Genomic DNA, 16,721 nt, shown 5'->3' with positions numbered 1-16,721 from the left:
ACGAGCACAGGGCCTCGGTGCCTCGCCTGTCGCATTGTAGTGGCGGGGCCGGCCCCGACCGACAGGCTCCCCGGCGGGCGGAGGGCCTGTCAGTCCAGGGTGAGCAGCACCTTGCCGGTGGTCTGCCGCCCCTCGAGCGCCGCGTGCGCGGCCGCGGCGTCGGAGAGGGCGAAGCGCTCGCCGATCCGCAGGGTCAGCGATCCGTCCGACACGGCCTCCGCCAGCTCCTGGGCGCGCCAGTGCGTCTCTTGCGGGGTGCGAGTGTAGTGCACCAGGGACGGGCGCGTGACGAACAGGCCGCCGGCGCCGTTGAGGCGCTGCAGGTCGAACGGCGGGACCTGGCCCGACGCGCCGCCGAAGAGCACGAGCATGCCGCGCACCCGAAGGCACGCCAGGGAGTCCTCGAAAGTCGCCTTCCCGACGCCGTCGTACACGACGTCGGCGCCCTCGTCTCCGGTGAGATCCTCCACCGCGGCCTGCACGTCCGGGTAGTCGACCGACACGGTCGCCCCTGCCTGCAGGGACAGCTCCCGCTTGGCCTCGGTGGACGCCGTGGTGACCACGCGCGCGCCACGGGCGCGGCACAGCTGGGTCAGCAGCAGGCCGACGCCGCCGGCGCCGGCGGTGACCACGACGGTCTGGCCGGCCTGGACCGGGAACGTGGAGCGGGACAGGTAGTGGGCCGTCAGGCCCTGCAGCGGCAGAGCGGCGGCCTCGGCGAGGTCGAGCGAGCCGGGGGCCGGCAGAAGCTGCTCGGCGGGGGCGAGGAAGTGCTCGGCGTAGGTGCCCACGCCGGCGGCGGTCATCACCCGGTCGCCCAGGGCGACGGCGTCCACGCCGGCCCCGACGGCGACGACCGTCCCTGAGCCCTCCGTGCCCGGCACGAAGGGCATGTCCACCGGGTAGACCCCGGAGCGCTGGTAGGTCTCGATGAAGTTCAGGCCTGCGGCGGCGGTGCGGACCAGTGCCTGCCCCGGGCCGGGGGCGGGAACGGGTGCCTCGGTCCACTGCAGGACCTCGGGGCCGCCGGTCTGCTCGGCGATGATCGCTCGGTGGGTCTGGGGGACGTCGAAGGAGGCATCGGCGCCGGGCGAGACGTGCTGGGTCTGGGTGGCATCCATGCAGCCCAGCGTAGTGATCCGGCGTGGCCCGAACCATGGCGGAATACATATTCGACACAGTGCATATCTGGTCTAGGATGGGTCCATGAGCATCACCGTCGCCGTCTCCGGAGCCAGCGGCTACGCCGGAGGCGAAGCCCTGCGCCTGCTGAGCGGCCACCCCGAGGTCGAGATCGGGGCCGTCACCGCCCACTCCCAGGCGGGAGAGCGTCTCGGAGACCTCCAGCCACACCTGCACACCCTGGCCGACCGCGTCCTCGAGCCCACGACGGCGGACGTCCTCGCCGGGCACGACGTCGTCTTCCTCGCCCTGCCGCACGGCGCCAGCGGACCGATCGCCGCGGAGCTGGCCGAGCGCTCGCCGGACATCGTGGTGATCGACGCCGGCGCGGACCACCGCCTCGAGTCGGCCGACGCCTGGGCGCAGTACTACGGCACGGAGCACGCCGGAACCTGGCCCTACGGGCTGCCCGAGCTGCCCGGACAGCGCGGGCGGCTGGCCGGGGCCAGGCGCATCGCCGTGCCGGGCTGCTATCCCACCGCCACGCTCCTCGCCCTCACCCCGGGCTTCGGCGCCGGGCTCCTTCAGCCGCGGGACGTCGTCATCGTGGCCGCCTCCGGCACCTCCGGCGCGGGCAAGGCGCTCAAGCCCCACCTGCTCGGCTCCGAGGTCTTGGGCTCCATGAGTCCCTACGGGGTGGGCGGCGGCCACCGTCACACGCCGGAGATCGAACAGGGCCTCGCCTGGGCTGCGGGGGAGGACGTCCAGGTCTCCTTCACCCCGACCCTGGCACCCATGCCCCGCGGCATCCTGGCCACGGCCACCGCCCGCCTGACCGACGACGCCGACCCCGCCGCCGTGCGCGCGGCCTGGGAGACGGCCTACGCGGACGAGCCGTTCGTGCGCCTGCTGCCCGAGGGGCAGTGGCCGACCACCGCGGCGGTGATCGCCTCCAACCATGTCCAGGTGCAGCTCGCCGTGGACGAGCGCGCCGGCCGCGTCGTGGTGGTCAGCGCGATCGACAACCTCTGCAAGGGCACCGCCGGCGGTGCCGTCCAGTCCATGAACATCGCCCTGGGCCTGCCGGAACAGGCCGGGCTCGAGAGCCAGGGGGTCGCACCGTGAGCGTCACCGCAGCAGCAGGGTTCCGGGCGGCCGGGACCACCGCCGGACTGAAGCCGTCCGGGAAGCCGGACGTGGCCGTCGTCGTCAACGACGGACCGAAGCACGAGGCGGCGGCCGTGTTCACCACCAACCGCGTGGCCGCGGCCCCCGTCCTCTGGTCCCGTCAGGCCGTCACGGATGGCCGGGCGGATGCCGTGGTGCTCAACTCCGGCGGCGCGAACGCGGCGACCGGCCAGCAGGGCTTCCGGGACGCCCACCGCACCGCCGAACACGCGGCCGCTGCCCTCGGCTGCTCGTCCGGCGACGTCCTGGTCTGCTCCACCGGCCTCATCGGCGAGCCGCTGGACATGGACAGGCTGCTCCCGGGCGTCGACGCCGCCGTGCAGGGGCTCGGCACGGAGGGAGGCCCTGCCGCGGCCGAGGCCATCATGACCACGGACACCCGCGCCAAACAGTCCCGCGTGGACGGGACCGGCTACACGGTGGGCGGCATGGCCAAGGGCGCCGGCATGCTCGCCCCGGGCATGGCCACGATGCTCGCCGTCGTCACCACCGACGCCGACCTGCCCGCCTCCGCCCTGCAGCTCGCCGTCGACCGTGCCGTGGCCGCGACCTTCAACCGCGCCGACTCCGACGGCTGCATGTCCACCAACGACACGGTGATCCTCCTGGCCTCCGGCGCCTCCGGCGTGACCCCGGACCCGGACGAGTTCGGCGCCGCCGTCACCCGCGTCTGTGCGGATCTCGCCCGCCAGATGGTCGGGGATGCCGAGGGCGCCCAGCACGACATCGCCGTCCGCGTGGTGAACGCCGAGACGGAGCAGGCCGCCGAGGCCGTGGCCCGTGCCGTCGCCCGCTCCAACCTGTTCAAGACCGCGGTCTTCGGCCAGGACCCGAACTGGGGCCGCGTGATCTCCGCGGTGGGCACCGTGCCGGAGTCTGTGGCCGCGTTCGACTCGACCGCCCTGGACGTGTCCTTCAACGGGGTCCAGGTCTGCCGTGCCTCCGGCGTGGGGGAGGACCGCTCCCTCGTGGACCTGTCCGCACGCGAGGTGCGCGTGGAGATCGACCTGCACGCAGGCGACGTCGAGGCCACGATCTGGACCAACGACCTCACCCACGACTACGTCCACGAGAACTCCGCCTACTCCACCTGAAGCCGCGGACGGCAGGGCCGGCGCCCAGGACACCCCGGCCCGCCGCGACCGTCCCCCGGACCCACCCACGGAAGGCCCCCACGCCATGATCGAGAACCCGTCGACCGCCGCCACCCCGGTGCTCTCCGCCGCGGACCGCCTCGAGCGCGCCGAGTCCAAGGCGGAGGTCCTCATCGAGGCCCTGCCGTGGATCCAGCGGTTCGCCGGCACCACCATGGTCATCAAGTACGGCGGCAACGCCATGGTCTCCGAGGAGCTGCGCCGCGCCTTCGCCGAGGACATCGTCTTCCTGCTGCACGTGGGTGTGCGCCCCGTGGTGGTGCACGGCGGCGGCCCGCAGATCAACACCATGCTGGACCGGCTCGGGATCGAGTCCGAGTTCCGCGGCGGCCTGCGCGTGACCACGCCGGAGGCGATGGACGTGGTGCGCATGGTGCTCACCGGTCAGGTCGGCCGCGAGCTCGTCGGCCTGATCAACTCCCACGGCCCCTACGCGATCGGCTCCTCCGGCGAGGACGGCGCCCTGTTCCAAGCACGCCGCACCGGCACCGTGGTGGACGGCGAGCCTGTGGACCTCGGACTGGTCGGGGAGGTCATCGGCGTGAACCCGGAGGCCATCCGGGACGTGATCGAGGCCGGCCGCATCCCCGTGGTGTCCTCCGTGGCCCCCGAGGTGGACGACCACGGCGACCTCACCGGCCACGTGCTCAACGTCAACGCGGACACCGCCGCCGGAGCGCTCGCCGCCTCGATCGGTGCCCGCAAACTCGTGCTCCTCACCGACGTCGAGGGCGTCTACGCGGACTGGCCGGACCGCGACTCGCTCATCAGCTCCCTCACCGCCTCCCAGCTGCGGGAGCTGCTCCCGTCCCTGTCCTCCGGCATGATCCCGAAGATGGCGGCCTGCCTGGAGGCGATCGACGCCGGCGTGCCGCGCGCCCACGTGGTGGACGGACGCCGCCCGCACTCGATGCTGCTGGAGGTCTTCACCTCCGCAGGCGTCGGCACCCAGGTGGTCCCCGATGCCCGTTGACGCCGCCTGCTCATCCCTTCGGAAGGAGCCCGCCATGACCGCCGATGCTGCCCACGGCACCCTGCTCGACCGCTACGGCCACGCCCTCACCGGACTGTTCGGCCCGCCCCAGCGGGCACTCGTCTCCGGCTCGGGCGTCCGTGTGGTGGACGAGGACGGCCGCGAGTACGTGGACCTGCTCGCCGGGATCGCGGTGAACTCCCTCGGCCATGCCCACCCGCGCCTCGTGGCGGCCGTGTCCGAGCAGGCCGGACGCCTCATGCACGTCTCCAACCTCTTCACCTCGGAGCCCCAGGTCGGCCTGGCCGAAGACCTCCTGCGCCTGTCCGGGGCGCCGGCGGGCTCCTCGGTGTTCTTCGCCAACTCCGGGACCGAGGCGAACGAGGCGGCCTTCAAGCTGGCCCGCCGGCACGGAGGCGAGGACCCCTCCGGGCTGCGCACCCGCGTCATCGCCCTGGAGGGGGCCTTCCACGGCCGCACGATGGGTGCCCTCGCGCTCACCTCGAAGGAGGCCTACCGTGCCCCCTTCGAGCCGCTGCCCGGAGGGGTGGAGCGGATCCCCGGCGGCGACCTGGACGCCCTACAGGCCGCGCTCGCCCCGGACACCGCGGGCCGCACCGTGGCCGCCGTCCTCCTGGAGCCCGTGCAGGGCGAGGGCGGCGTCCACGGCTGGCCCGCCGGCTATCTGGCGGGCGTCCGAGCCGCGACGCGGGAGGCCGGGGCGCTGATGATCCTGGACGAGGTCCAGTCCGGCATCGGCCGCACCGGCAGCTGGTTCGCGTTCCAGGACCCCGAGGTGACCGGGGCAGACCCCGTGGTGCCGGATGCGTTCACCCTGGCCAAGGGGCTGGGCGGAGGCGTCCCGATCGGTGCGCTCGTCTCCGTGGGGCCGGAGGTCTCGGCGCTGCTGCGCCCGGGGCAGCACGGCACCACGTTCGGAGGCAACCCGCTGGCCGCGGCCGCCGCGCGCGCCGTCCTCGCCACGATCGAGGAGGAGGGCTTGCTGGAGAACGTCCGTCGCGTGGGCGCCGCGCTCGGCGACGGTCTGCGCGCGGTGGATTCGGTGACCGAGGTCCGCCAGTATGGCCTCTGGCTCGGCGTGGACCTCGCCGCGGACGCAGTGCGCCCGCTTCCCGACGACGGCCCCGCGCCGGCCGTCGTCCGCGCCGCCCTGGAGGGCGGCTGGATCGTCAACGCCACGGGTCCGCGCACCCTGCGCCTGGCCCCGCCCCTGATCCTGGACGAGGCCGACGCGCGCGACTTCGTCGCCGCCCTGCCCACGATCCTGTCCGCCGCCGGACAGCCGACCGAGAACCGAGGAGCATCGTCGTGACCGACACCGCCGTGCGCCACTTCCTGGTGGACACCGACCTGTCCCCGTCCGAGCAGGCCGAGGTCCTGGACCTGGCCTCCGAGATGAAAGCGGACCGCTTCTCCCGCCGCCCGCTGGTCGGCCCGCGGACGGGGCTGGTGATCTTCGACAAGACGTCCACGCGCACGCGCATCTCCTTCGCCGCCGGCATCGCCGAGCTCGGCGGCCAGCCGCTGATCATCAACCCGGGGGAGTCGCAGCTGGGCCACAAGGAGTCCGTGGGGGACTCGGCACGGGTGATGGGACGCATGGCCTCGGTGATCGTCTGGCGCACCTATGCGCAGACCGGCCTGGAGGAGATGGCCGAGCACGCGGGGGTCCCCGTGATCAATGCGCTCTCGGACGACTACCACCCGTGCCAGCTGCTCGCGGACCTGCTGACCGTTCGCGAGCACAAGGGCCGCACCGCGGGCCTGACCCTGACCTACGTCGGCGACGCGGCGAACAACATGGGCCACTCGTACCTGCTGGCGGGCGTCACCGCCGGCATGCACGTCCGCGTGGCCGGACCCGAGGGGCGCCTGCCGGATCCGCATGTGGTGGCCTCCGCCGAGGAGCGCGCCGCGGAGACCGGAGGGTCCGTCCTGGTCACCACCGACCCGGCCCAGGCGCTGGACGGGGCCGACGTGGTGGTCACGGACACCTGGGTGTCGATGGGACAGGAGGACGAGGCACACGAGCGCAAGGAGCTCTTCCGGGACTACACGGTGGACGCCGCCGCCATGGGGCGCGCCGCTGAGGACGCGATCTTCCTGCACTGCCTGCCGGCCTACCGGGGCATGGAAGTCACCGAGGATGTCATCGACGGTCCGCAGTCCGTGGTGTGGGACGAGGCCGAGAACCGGCTGCATGCCCAGAAGGCCCTGATGGCCTGGCTGCTCGAGAAGTCCGGCCAGGCCGCGCCGCCCGCCGAGGAGGTGCGCTGACATGGCGACCCCCACCACGAAGACTGCGCGGCAGGCGGCCATCCGGGACGTGCTGCAGACCCAGCAGATCCGGTCCCAGTCCGCCCTGTCCGAGGCCCTCGCCGACCGGGGACTCTCGGTCACGCAGGGCACGCTCTCCCGTGACCTCGTGGACCTGGGCGCGGTGCGTGTGCGCGATGCCGAGGGGATGGTCTACGCGGTCCCGGCGGAGGGCGAGGACGGCTTCCCGGCCCGCAGCGGGGAGGCCCAGGCCGCCCGTCTGAGCTCCATGAGCCGCGAGCTGCTCATCTCCGCGGAGCCGACCGAGAACCTGGTGGTGCTGCGCACGCCGCCGGGCGCCGCCCAGTACATGGCCAGTGTCATCGACCAGGCCCGGGTGGAGCACGTGCTGGGGACGATCGCCGGAGACGACACCATCCTGCTCATCGCGGACAGCACCGAGCACGCCCCGGGGGTGGCCGCCCAGTTGCTCGGCCTCGCCGGCTGAGGCAGACCGCGGCGGGAGCCGCTTCCCGGCGACGTGTGAGGGGTCCGACACCCATCGGTGCTCGGCCGCTCGCACGTCCGGTGGGCCGGGGTCTGAGTCCTCAGAGCCCGGGGCGCTGGTAGATCTGGTCCTCCGGCGGTGCCTCTGTGGGCGGGACCTCGTTCCAGTCGCGGAAGTCGATGGTGCCGGCCGGGCCGTCCTTGCTGTCGCTCTCGCCGTCCACCTCGAGACGCACCAGCTCGTCGTCCTGGTTGATGTAGAGCGAGACGTGGCCGTCGCCGGCGTCCACGTCGGAGTACTTGAACACCCGCTCGCCGTCGAGGCGGAGCGTCTCGGCCTGCGGCTCCTGGCCGTCGAATGCGTCGGCGTCCGGGAGAGCGGAGACGAAGCCCTCGTAGAAGGTGGACATCGAGAACGCGCCGTCCCGTCCGGAGGGCACAGAGATCCAGAGACCCGGGTCCACGTCCTTGAAGGTCTCGCCGCCCTTGGCGGAGACGAACTTCTCGTCCGGACGGATGAAGGTCGTGTCGTCGGCGGCGATCACCTCGACCGTGCCCTTCTTCTCGATCAGGCGGCCTGCGTAGGAGGAGTCGTCCAGGGCGCCCGCGAGCTCGACGTCGATGGTGCCCTCGCCCTGACGGACGTCGCCGCTGACCCGCACCGAAGTGGCCTCGTCGACCGAGGCGCGGACGGACGGCCACACCTCCGCCAGCGGTGGGGGTTCCGGCACGCAGCCGGTCAGCGCGGAACCGCTGACCACGGCCAGGCCGGCCAGCAGTGCGGCATGGCGACGGACGGGGCGGAGTGCTGCGGCGGGGGCGACGGTCGTCGATGGGGGCATGGCGGTCCCTCCTGCAGGTGAGCTCTCTGTCGTTCAGCGTACGCGGTGTCCCCCCGCGCCTGCCGGGACGGCACGGGCACGGGCGGTCTGCGGGCCGCCGCCCCGGGCCGACGACAGTCTGGTGAGGGGTGGTGCAGGTCCGGACGTGGCCCCGGCCACAGATGTGCGAAGGGCCCCGTCGCGCTCGGCGACGGGGCCCTTCAGAGGGACCGTGGATCAGCCACGCGGCAGGGTGAACTCCTGGCCGACGTAGATCAGGTTCGGGTCCTCGATGATGGAGGAGTTGGCCTCGTAGATGGCCTCCCAGCCGCCCTCGATGCGGTGCTTGTTGGCCAGCGAGAACAGGCTGTCGCCGGCCTCGACGACCACGGTCTCCTGCTGCGCGGCCTGACGGCGGGCCTCGGCACGTTCGGCGGCAGCCTGCTCCGCAGCCTCGGCACGCTCGGCGGCGGCCTTCTCGGCGGCGGCCTGGCGGTCGGCCTCGGCCTTCTCAGCAGCGGCCTGGCGCTGGGCCTCGGCGCGCTCGGCGGCGGCCTTGTCGGCGGCGGCCTGGCGGTCGGCCTCGGCCTTCTCAGCAGCGGCCTGGCGGTCGGCCTCGACCTTCTCGGCGGCGGCCTGGCGCTGGGCCTCGGCGCGCTCGGCGGCGGCCTGGCGCTGGGCCTCGGCCTTCTCGGCGGCGGCCTTGTCGGCGGCGGCCTGGCGCTGGGCCTCGGCCTTCTCGGCGGCGGCCTTCTCAGCAGCGGCCTGGCGCTGGGCCTCGGCGCGCTCGGCGGCGGCCTGGCGCTGGGCCTCGGCGCGCTCGGCGGCGGCCTGGCGCTGGGCCTCGGCGCGCTCGGCGGCGGAGGTGTCCACGGCGGAGGTGCGCTCGACCGGGGTGGCGGAGGAGCCGGCCGCGTCGGCGGCGGTCAGGCCCAGCTTCTTGGAGCAGGACGGCCAGGCCTTCCAGCCCTGCAGCGCCAGGACCTTCTCGGCGCGCTTGATCTGCTCGGCCTTGGAAGCCTGGTGCGGGTAGCCCTTGCCGCCCACGGCGTGCCAGCTCGAGAGCTTGAACTGCACGCCGCCGTAGAAGCCGTTGCCGGTGTTGATGGACCAGTTGCCACCGGACTCGCAGTAGGCCAGGCGGTCCCAGGTGGCCTCCGAAGCGGCCTGGGCCGGAGCGGCGATCGCGACGGCGGCGGCGCCGGCGACGGTGAGGCCGGCGGTGACGGTGGCGGTAGTGCGCTTGGCAGAGGATGCAATGAGGTTCATGGCGTTGAGAGAGTCGGGTTGCCGCTTCTCGCCTGCGAGACAGTGCGTGCTCAGGCAATGGGCCGTCCACCCTGGTTCGGGGCATGACTCCTGCCAGGGTGGGACGGCCCGCAGCGGGCGCCTGGCAGAAGAGGTTGATCCGTGCGGTCCCGTCCTGCGCGTGAGTGCGTCGGTCACGGTTAGATCACGAATCGGCTACGGGAGAGTCAACGCCCTGCGGTGGGTGCGCGTCAAGTCCGTGGGAGGAATTGGGGGGGACTTCCACCTCTGGTGGACGGTATGTCTGCAACACCCGGTTGAAACCTGTTGGGCGTTGACAGTCTGTCAGCAGTGGCGGGTGTGCCGTACAGAATGTCCATGGTCGGGATGTGGCGCCGCAGACATCGGAAAGGTCACGGCGTTCCGATCGTCGCCGCGGCGTGCGGCGCGTCGGCGTCGCCGCCGCTGCTCTGGTGCTCGGCGATGCCCTCGCTGTCGCTCGGCCCTCACGCCCCCTGGGGCGCCCCGTGGGGTCATTCAGGTATTCCATGCTTTGCATAACTATGCCTTCACAGGCTAGGCTCGCCGGTGGCAGGTCGCTCTGTGTGACCAGGCCTCCGCCGAGGCCGCGCCAACGCAGACAATCACGTGAGGAGCACGTCAGTGAAGGAACGCATCGTCCTCGCCTATTCGGGCGGTCTGGACACGTCCGTCGCCATCGGCTGGATCGCCGAGGCCACCGGCGCCGAGGTCGTGGCCGTGGCCGTCGACGTGGGCCAGGGCGGCGAGTCCCTCGAGACCGTCCGCCAGCGCGCCCTGGACTGCGGCGCCGTCGAGGCCTACGTGGCCGATGCCCGTGACGAGTTCGCGGAGCAGTACTGCATGCCGACGCTCAAGGCCAACGGCCTCTACATGGACGCCTACCCGCTGGTGTCGGCCATCTCCCGTCCGGTGATCTCCCGCCATCTCGTGGCGGCCGCCCGCCAGTTCGGCGCCTCCACCGTGGCCCACGGCTGCACCGGCAAGGGCAACGACCAGGTGCGCTTCGAGGTCTCCATCCAGACCCTCGGCCCGGACCTGAAGTGCATCGCCCCGGTCCGCGACCTGGCACTGACCCGTGACAAGGCGATCGACTACGCCGAGCGCAACGAGCTGCCGATCGCGACCACCAAGAAGAACCCGTTCTCGATCGACCAGAACGTCTGGGGTCGTGCCGTGGAGACCGGCTTCCTGGAGGACATCTGGAACGGTCCGACCAAGGACGTCTACGACTACACGGACGATCCGGCGTTCTCGCCGGCGCCGGACGTCGTGACCATCACCTTCGAGCAGGGCGTCCCGACCGCCCTCGACGGCCGTTCGCTGACGCCGCTCGAGGTCATCGAGGAGCTCAACCGCCGTGCCGGCGCCCAGGGTGTGGGCCGCATCGACATCGTGGAGGACCGCCTCGTGGGCATCAAGTCCCGCGAGATCTATGAGGCCCCGGGCGCGATGGCCCTCATCGCCGCGCACAAGGAGCTGGAGAACGTCACCCTCGAGCGTGAGCAGGCCCGCTTCAAGCGCCTGGTCTCCGACCGCTGGACCGAGCTGGTCTACGACGGCCAGTGGTACTCGCCGCTGAAGCAGAACCTGGACGCCTTCATCGACGCGACCCAGGAGCATGTCAACGGCGACATCCGGCTCGAGCTCCACGGCGGCCGCGCCACCGTCCAGGGCCGCCGCTCCGAGACCGGCCTGTACGACTTCAACCTCGCCACCTACGACGAGGGCGACGCGTTCGACCAGTCCTCCGCCCGCGGCTTCATCGACATCTACGGCCTGTCCGCCAAGACCGCCTCCGAGCGCGACCAGCGCCTGGGCGGCACCGCCGACCTGACGGACGTCGCGCGCCTCAGCAACGACTGACCCGGTCGACCGGCGACGAGGCGGCCCCGGCGCATCCCGCAGCCGGGGCCGCCTCGTCTGTCCCGCCGTCCGTCCCTTCCCACAGCACCATCGACGTCGACTCCCACCCGTCAGGAGGGCCCCATGACCACCCCAGCCGATTCCGCCCGCCACGGCACCAACGAGGGCGCCCTGTGGGGCGGCCGCTTCTCCGGCGGCCCCGCCGATGCCCTCGCCGCCCTGAGCAAGTCCACCGACTTCGACTGGCGCCTGGCCCGCTACGACATCGCCGGCTCCCGTGCCCACGCCCGCGTGCTGCGCACCGCCGGACTGCTGACGGCCGAGGAGCTGGACGGCATGTTGGCGGCCCTGGACCGCCTGGAAGAAGACGTCGTCTCCGGCGCCTACACCGCAGCGGAGTCCGATGAGGACGTGCACGGCTCCCTCGAGCGTGGCCTCATCGAGCGCGCCGGTCCGGAGCTCGGCGGCAAGCTGCGCGCCGGCCGCTCACGCAATGACCAGATCGCCACGATGGGTCGGATGTACCTGAGGGACCACGCCCGACTGGTCGCGCGCGGCGTCCTCGCCACGATCGACGCGTTGATCGCCCAGGCCGAGGCCCACCCCTACGCGCCGATGCCGGGCCGCACCCACCTGCAGCACGCCCAGCCGGTGCTGTTGTCCCACCACCTGCTGGCCCATGCCTGGCCGCTGCTGCGGGATGTCCAGCGCCTGGCGGACTTCGATCGCCGCGCCGCCGTCTCCCCGTACGGATCCGGCGCCCTCGCAGGCTCCTCGCTCGGCCTGGATCCGGAGGCCGTGGCCGCGGAGCTGGGCTTCGACTCTGCCGTGTGGAACTCCATCGACGGCACCGCCGCGCGCGATGTCTACGCGGAGTTCGCCTGGGTCGCCTCGATGATCGGCGTGGACCTGTCCCGCGTGTCCGAGGAGGTCATCTTCTGGGCCACCAAGGAGGCCGGTTTCGTGACCCTGGACGACGCCTTCTCCACCGGGTCGTCGATCATGCCCCAGAAGAAGAACCCGGACGTCGCCGAGCTCGCGCGCGGCAAATCCGGCCGGCTCATCGGCGATCTCGCCGGCCTCCTCGCGACCCTCAAGGGTCTGCCGCTGGCCTACAACCGGGACCTTCAGGAGGACAAGGAGCCGGTCTTCGACGCCGCCGACACCCTCGAGCTGCTGCTGCCGGCCGTCTCCGGCATGATCGCCACTCTGACGTTCCACACCGAGCGCATGGCGGAGCTGGCCCCGCAGGGCTTCGCACTCGCCACGGACATCGCCGAATGGCTCGTCCGCCAGGGCGTCCCGTTCCGTGTGGCCCACGAGCTTTCCGGCGAATGCGTCCAGGCGGCGGAGAAGCGCGGTGTGGAGCTGTGGGACCTCACCGACGAGGAGTTCGCCTCCGTCTCCGAGCACCTGACTCCGCAGGTCCGTCAGGTGCTCTCCACCGAGGGCTCGCTGTCCTCCCGCGACGCCCAGGGCGGAACGGCGCCCTCCGCCGTCGCCGCCCAGATCGCGGCGCTCAAGGAGGCCGTGGACGAGGTCCGCCCCTTCGCCGACTCCGCCGGCTCGGTGGTCGGCGCCGCCTGAGCGGCGCATCCCCGGCACGACGACGGACGGTCGTCTTCCACGGAAGGCGACCGTCCGTCGTCGTTCCTGCGGGTCTTCCGGCCCGCGGGCGGGGCCGGTGTCGCAGCGCTGGCGGTCAGCCGTGGCGGGCCTTCAGCCGCGGGTTCTTCTTGTTGATCACGAAGGTGCGGCCGCGGCGTCGGACCACCTGGGATCCGGGCTGGTTCTTCAGGGCGCGCAGGGAGTTGCGGACCTTCATGGGGTGCCTCCTGGGGGCTCGTGGTCGCGGTTCGGTCAGACGTCCCGAGCGGGACTCGGACAGATTAGCGCAAATGAGAACGGTTAGCATAAAGTCGTCCGCGTCCTGTCCCCGAACCGGTCCCGTCCCGCCCGACGACGGTCCGGACGCGGCAGTCCGATCGACCAGAAGGAGACCCTCCGTGTCCCAGCCCCCGTTCCCGTCCCGCCCCCGGAGCGGCGGTCGACCGTTGCGGGCCGACGTCGTGGTGGTGGCCGGCGTGCACGCCGCACAGCGCCATGCGCAGGCGGCACGGCTGGCCGCCGATGCTGGGGCAACACTCGTCGCCGCAGTCGCCTGGGGCGAAGACGGCCTCGTCCCGGAGGCGGTGCTGCGGACCGGCGGGCCGGTGGTGCTCGAGGTGCCGGCGCAGGTGCCGGTGACCCATGTGATCGGCGAGCTGGCGGACGAGCCGGAGCGGGTGCGCGTCACCGCCGTGGTGGCGGTCGCCTGCCTGCACACCCTCCACGAGGACCTCGCCGACGGGGCCGGCCACGGCCGGGCCCTCGTCGACTGCCTGGAGGCGGCCACGCACCACGCCCTCGTGGGCGCGTCCGAGCCGGACCGTGCCACAGGTCCCGCGGCGACGCCCGGTGCAGACCGGACGGTCCACGGGGTGCTCCGGGCGGACGGGGAGGCCGAGACCGCCGCCCGGCGCCTGCTCGCGGTGCTGCGCCCGGACGCGCTGCCGGTGGTCGGCGGTCGCGCCGATGCAGGTCCACTGGGCACGGCCGGCACGGACGCCGCCGGCGGGATCGGCCCCGAGCTGGACTGCGCCGGCTGGCTCCAGGTGGTCAACGGCGAGTGGCCCACGGACCGGGTGGTGCCCGGCGTCGGCGTGGCCCGCTACGAGCGTCACCGTCCCTTCCACCGCGGCCGCCTGGAGGAGCTCGCCGATCGCTGGGCGCTCGAGGCGGCCGCCCGGGGCGCGGGCGGGGCCGCGGCGGGCCTGCGGATCTCGGGCCTGTGCCGCCTGGGCGACCTGCCGGAGTGGACCTTCCGCTGGGACCAGGTCGGCACGGACCTCGAGCTGCATCCGCTGGCGCCGGACGACGCGGTGCTCGGTGCCGAACCGGGGGACGGCCTCGAACCCGAGCTGCTGTGCGTGGGACCCGAGCTCGCGCTGTTCGGCTGGGGAGCCCATGCGGACCTGTCCCGGATCGTGGCGGACCTGGACGCCGCCCTGCTCACGGACGCCGAGTTCGCCGCCGGTCCGGACGCCTGGGGCTGACCCGGCGCCGCAGGTCACCTTCCGTTCACACGCGCACCTATAGGATGGATGGTCACGTTCCGCGCCGGAGACCGCTCCGGCCCGAGACCAGGGAGCACCGCATGGGGGACACCGTGACCGTCCGCGAGGCCGAGCTCGCCCTCGAGCGAGAGCGCGTCGCCGTCCGCTACGCCCGCCTCGACGCGCTGCGCGCCGAGAAGCAGGAGCAGCTCGCCGGCGTCCGGCGTTCCGGGCTCCAGGGATCGGTGCAGAACCACTCCGAGCGGGACGCATTCGCCGCTCTGTACGAGGACCGTCTGGCCCAGCTCGAGGCCGTCGAGGACCGCCTCGTCTTCGGACGGCTGGATCTGGACGCGGAGCACGGGGCAGACACGCCCGGCCCGCGCTACATCGGCCGCATCGGCCTGACCGACGAGGAGCACGAGCGGCTGCTCCTGGACTGGCGGGCGCAGGAGGCCGGCGCCTTCTACCAGGCCACCCCGTTGCAGCGGCAGGGCGTGCGCCGCCGCCGCCACCTGATGCTGCGCGGACGCACCGTCCGGGACATCGAGGACGAGGTGCTGGATCCCGAACTCGCCTCCGCCGGTACGAACGAGATCGCAGTGGGCGGCCAGGGGGCGCTGCTCGCGGCCGTGACGGCGCGGCGCACCGGACGCATGCATGACATCGTCGCCACCATCCAGTCCGAGCAGGACGAGCTGATCCGCCGTCCGCTTCCCGGGGCCGTGGTGGTGCAGGGTGGGCCGGGCACCGGCAAGACCGCGGTGGCGCTGCATCGCGCCGCCTACCTGCTCTACACCCATCGGGAACGTCTCGCGAAGGCCGGCGTCCTGCTCGTCGGGCCGTCGGTCGGCTTCCTCCGCTACATCGAGCGCGTGCTGCCCTCGCTGGGCGAGACGGGTGTGGTGATGGCCTCGCTGGGCACGCTGTATCCCGGTGTGGCCGCCGTCCCGGAGACCGATCCCCGCGTGGCCGTCCTCAAGGGGCGCATCGAGGCCGCCGAGATGGTGCAGGCGGCTGTGGCCCGCCGGCAGAGGCTGATCCCTGCCCGCCGCACCGTGGCGGTGGACGGCACGGCGCTCACCCTGTCCCCGGGCATGGTCCGCCGCGCCCGCGAGCGTGCCCGGGCCACCCGCAAACCGCACAACGAGGCGCGCGAGACCTTCGTCAAGATCCTGGTCCGAGAGCTGGCGGACCAGCTGCGCGAGAAGCTGGAGCACTCGGCCGGCGCCACCGTGAACCGGGACTACCTGCTGGAGGATGTGCGGACCTCCCGCGATGTGCGCATCGCCCTGAACCTGTGCTGGATGCCCATGACCCCGCAGCGGCTGCTCGCCGAGGTCTTCTCCACGCCGGAGACCCTCCGGGCCTGCGCCCCGTGGCTGGGCGACGACGAGGCCCGGCTGCTGCTCCGCGCCCCGGACGCCCCGTGGACCGAGGCGGACGTGCCGCTGCTGGACGAAGCAGCCGAGCTGCTGGGCGCCATGCCCTCAGGCGCACCGGCGGAGGACGGAGAGGCCCAGCATCGCCGCAACGTGGAGAACGCGAAGGCCACCCTCGAGAACGTCCACCAGACGCTCGCGGACCTGGGCGTCGACGGCGTCGTCGACGCGGAGACGCTCGCCCGGGCCAACGAGCGGGGCACCGTCCGTCGCACCACTGCCGAGCAGGCCCGCCATGACCGCACCTGGACCTACGGCCACGTGGTGGTGGACGAGGCACAGGAGCTGAGCCCCATGCAGTGGCGTCTGCTGGCCCGCCGCTGCCCGATGAAGTCCTTCACCATCGTGGGGGACATCGCGCAGGCCTCGGCCCCGGGCGCCCCGCGGACATGGCGGCAGGCCCTCGGCGACTCGTTCGACGAGCGCCTGGTGGTCGAGGAGCTCTCGGTCAACTACCGGACCCCGTCGCGCATCGTCCGCTGGGCCGCGGGCGTCGCCCGGGCCGCGGGGGTGAAGGTCACGGCACCGGAGGCCGTGCGCGAGGGCGACCACGAGCCGACGCTCACCGTCGTGCCCGCCGGAGAACTGCAGCAGGCGGTGCTCGCACGGCTGGCCGAACTCCGCGACCTCGTCCCGGAGGGCCTCAGTGCGCTCGTGGTGCCCGAGGAGCTCGTCGCCCCGCTGTCCGCGGCGATGCAGCAGCAGGGACTCACCGTGGACCGAGTCCCGGCACCGGGTGTTGACGTCGTGGTCGCCACGGCGCGGGAGACGAAGGGCCTCGAGTTCGACGTCGTGGTGCTCGCTTCTCCGGAACGACTGGTGGCGGACGCCCACGGGGTGGTCGGAGACCTCTACGTCGCCATGACCCGCTGCACCCAGGCCCTGGCTGTGGTCACCGACGCCCCCGAGGCTGACCTGCCGGGAGGACTGGTGCGCTGACGGACACCGGTGGGCGGTCGTCGTCGAGATGCTCGGACTGCGACATACGG

The 16,721-nt window shown here is 72.9% G+C and carries 14 protein-coding genes; 10 read left to right on the top strand and 4 right to left on the bottom strand.

Features of this window, described 5'->3' with window-relative positions; all coding sequences use genetic code 11:
* Positions 1–89 precede the first annotated feature (89 nt).
* Positions 90–1,121: a quinone oxidoreductase gene (locus CEQ11_RS09250; protein WP_088478424.1), complete on the bottom strand. Its 1,032-nt coding sequence runs from the start codon at positions 1,119–1,121 to the stop codon at positions 90–92.
* Positions 1,122–1,206: 85 nt separating this feature from the next.
* Here CEQ11_RS09250 and argC point away from each other — a divergent pair, with 85 nt between their 5' ends.
* The 6 genes from argC to argR all read left to right on the top strand — a co-directional run bounded on the left by argC (position 1,207) and on the right by argR (position 7,222).
* Positions 1,207–2,247, top strand: coding sequence for an N-acetyl-gamma-glutamyl-phosphate reductase (gene argC / locus CEQ11_RS09245; RefSeq protein WP_088478423.1), 1,041 nt, complete (start codon positions 1,207–1,209; stop codon positions 2,245–2,247).
* Positions 2,244–3,404 (top strand): bifunctional glutamate N-acetyltransferase/amino-acid acetyltransferase ArgJ, encoded by a 1,161-nt coding sequence (gene argJ / locus CEQ11_RS09240; protein ID WP_088478422.1) that lies wholly within the window; start codon positions 2,244–2,246, stop codon positions 3,402–3,404. The genes argC and argJ overlap by 4 nt, the downstream gene beginning before the upstream one ends.
* An 85-nt stretch (positions 3,405–3,489) precedes the next feature.
* A complete protein-coding gene (gene argB / locus CEQ11_RS09235; protein ID WP_102957514.1) occupies positions 3,490–4,437 on the top strand; it encodes an acetylglutamate kinase in 948 nt (315 codons plus the stop codon).
* A gap of 34 nt (positions 4,438–4,471) precedes the next feature.
* Positions 4,472–5,770 carry an acetylornithine transaminase gene (locus tag CEQ11_RS09230; protein ID WP_088478998.1) on the top strand — a complete coding sequence of 433 codons (1,299 nt, stop codon included), beginning with the start codon at positions 4,472–4,474 and terminating at the stop codon, positions 5,768–5,770.
* Positions 5,767–6,735, top strand: coding sequence for an ornithine carbamoyltransferase (gene argF / locus CEQ11_RS09225; protein WP_369804921.1), 969 nt, complete (start codon positions 5,767–5,769; stop codon positions 6,733–6,735). The genes CEQ11_RS09230 and argF overlap by 4 nt, the downstream gene beginning before the upstream one ends.
* A gap of 1 nt (position 6,736) precedes the next feature.
* A complete protein-coding gene (gene argR / locus CEQ11_RS09220) occupies positions 6,737–7,222 on the top strand; it encodes an arginine repressor (protein WP_067191246.1) in 486 nt (161 codons plus the stop codon).
* A 100-nt stretch (positions 7,223–7,322) separates the two neighbouring features.
* Here argR and CEQ11_RS09215 read toward each other — a convergent pair whose 3' ends face one another.
* Together CEQ11_RS09215 and rpf are read right to left on the bottom strand one after the other, a co-directional pair.
* Positions 7,323–8,063 (bottom strand): hypothetical protein, encoded by a 741-nt coding sequence (locus CEQ11_RS09215; RefSeq protein WP_088478420.1) that lies wholly within the window; start codon positions 8,061–8,063, stop codon positions 7,323–7,325.
* Positions 8,064–8,279: 216 nt separating this feature from the next.
* Positions 8,280–9,311 (bottom strand): resuscitation-promoting factor Rpf, encoded by a 1,032-nt coding sequence (gene rpf / locus CEQ11_RS13350; protein ID WP_088478419.1) that lies wholly within the window; start codon positions 9,309–9,311, stop codon positions 8,280–8,282.
* A 642-nt stretch (positions 9,312–9,953) separates the two neighbouring features.
* Here rpf and CEQ11_RS09205 point away from each other — a divergent pair.
* Together CEQ11_RS09205 and argH are read left to right on the top strand one after the other, a co-directional pair.
* Positions 9,954–11,195, top strand: coding sequence for an argininosuccinate synthase (locus tag CEQ11_RS09205; RefSeq protein ID WP_088478418.1), 1,242 nt, complete (start codon positions 9,954–9,956; stop codon positions 11,193–11,195).
* Between the two features lie 123 nt (positions 11,196–11,318).
* The gene (gene argH, locus CEQ11_RS09200) at positions 11,319–12,782 is read left to right on the top strand and encodes an argininosuccinate lyase (RefSeq protein WP_067191238.1); all 1,464 of its coding nucleotides are present in this window, start codon (positions 11,319–11,321) and stop codon (positions 12,780–12,782) included.
* A 115-nt stretch (positions 12,783–12,897) separates the two neighbouring features.
* On the opposite strand, the gene ykgO is transcribed toward argH, so the two are convergent.
* The gene (ykgO, locus tag CEQ11_RS09195; protein ID WP_067191236.1) at positions 12,898–13,020 is read right to left on the bottom strand and encodes a type B 50S ribosomal protein L36; all 123 of its coding nucleotides are present in this window, start codon (positions 13,018–13,020) and stop codon (positions 12,898–12,900) included.
* Positions 13,021–13,201: 181 nt separating this feature from the next.
* Between ykgO and CEQ11_RS09190 the strand changes: the two genes are divergently transcribed.
* Positions 13,202–14,290 (top strand): hypothetical protein, encoded by a 1,089-nt coding sequence (locus CEQ11_RS09190; protein WP_088478417.1) that lies wholly within the window; start codon positions 13,202–13,204, stop codon positions 14,288–14,290.
* Between the two features lie 101 nt (positions 14,291–14,391).
* Positions 14,392–16,671, top strand: coding sequence for a UvrD-helicase domain-containing protein (locus CEQ11_RS09185; RefSeq protein WP_088478416.1), 2,280 nt, complete (start codon positions 14,392–14,394; stop codon positions 16,669–16,671).
* Positions 16,672–16,721: the final 50 nt, after the last annotated feature.

Origin of the sequence: Micrococcus sp. FDAARGOS_333 (genome assembly GCF_002206575.2) — a bacterium.
Taxonomy (GTDB): Bacteria; Actinomycetota; Actinomycetes; order Actinomycetales; family Micrococcaceae; genus Micrococcus; species Micrococcus lylae.
The sequence above is the reverse complement of the archived record's forward strand: the minus strand, read 5'-3'. Positions and strand labels throughout refer to the sequence as shown.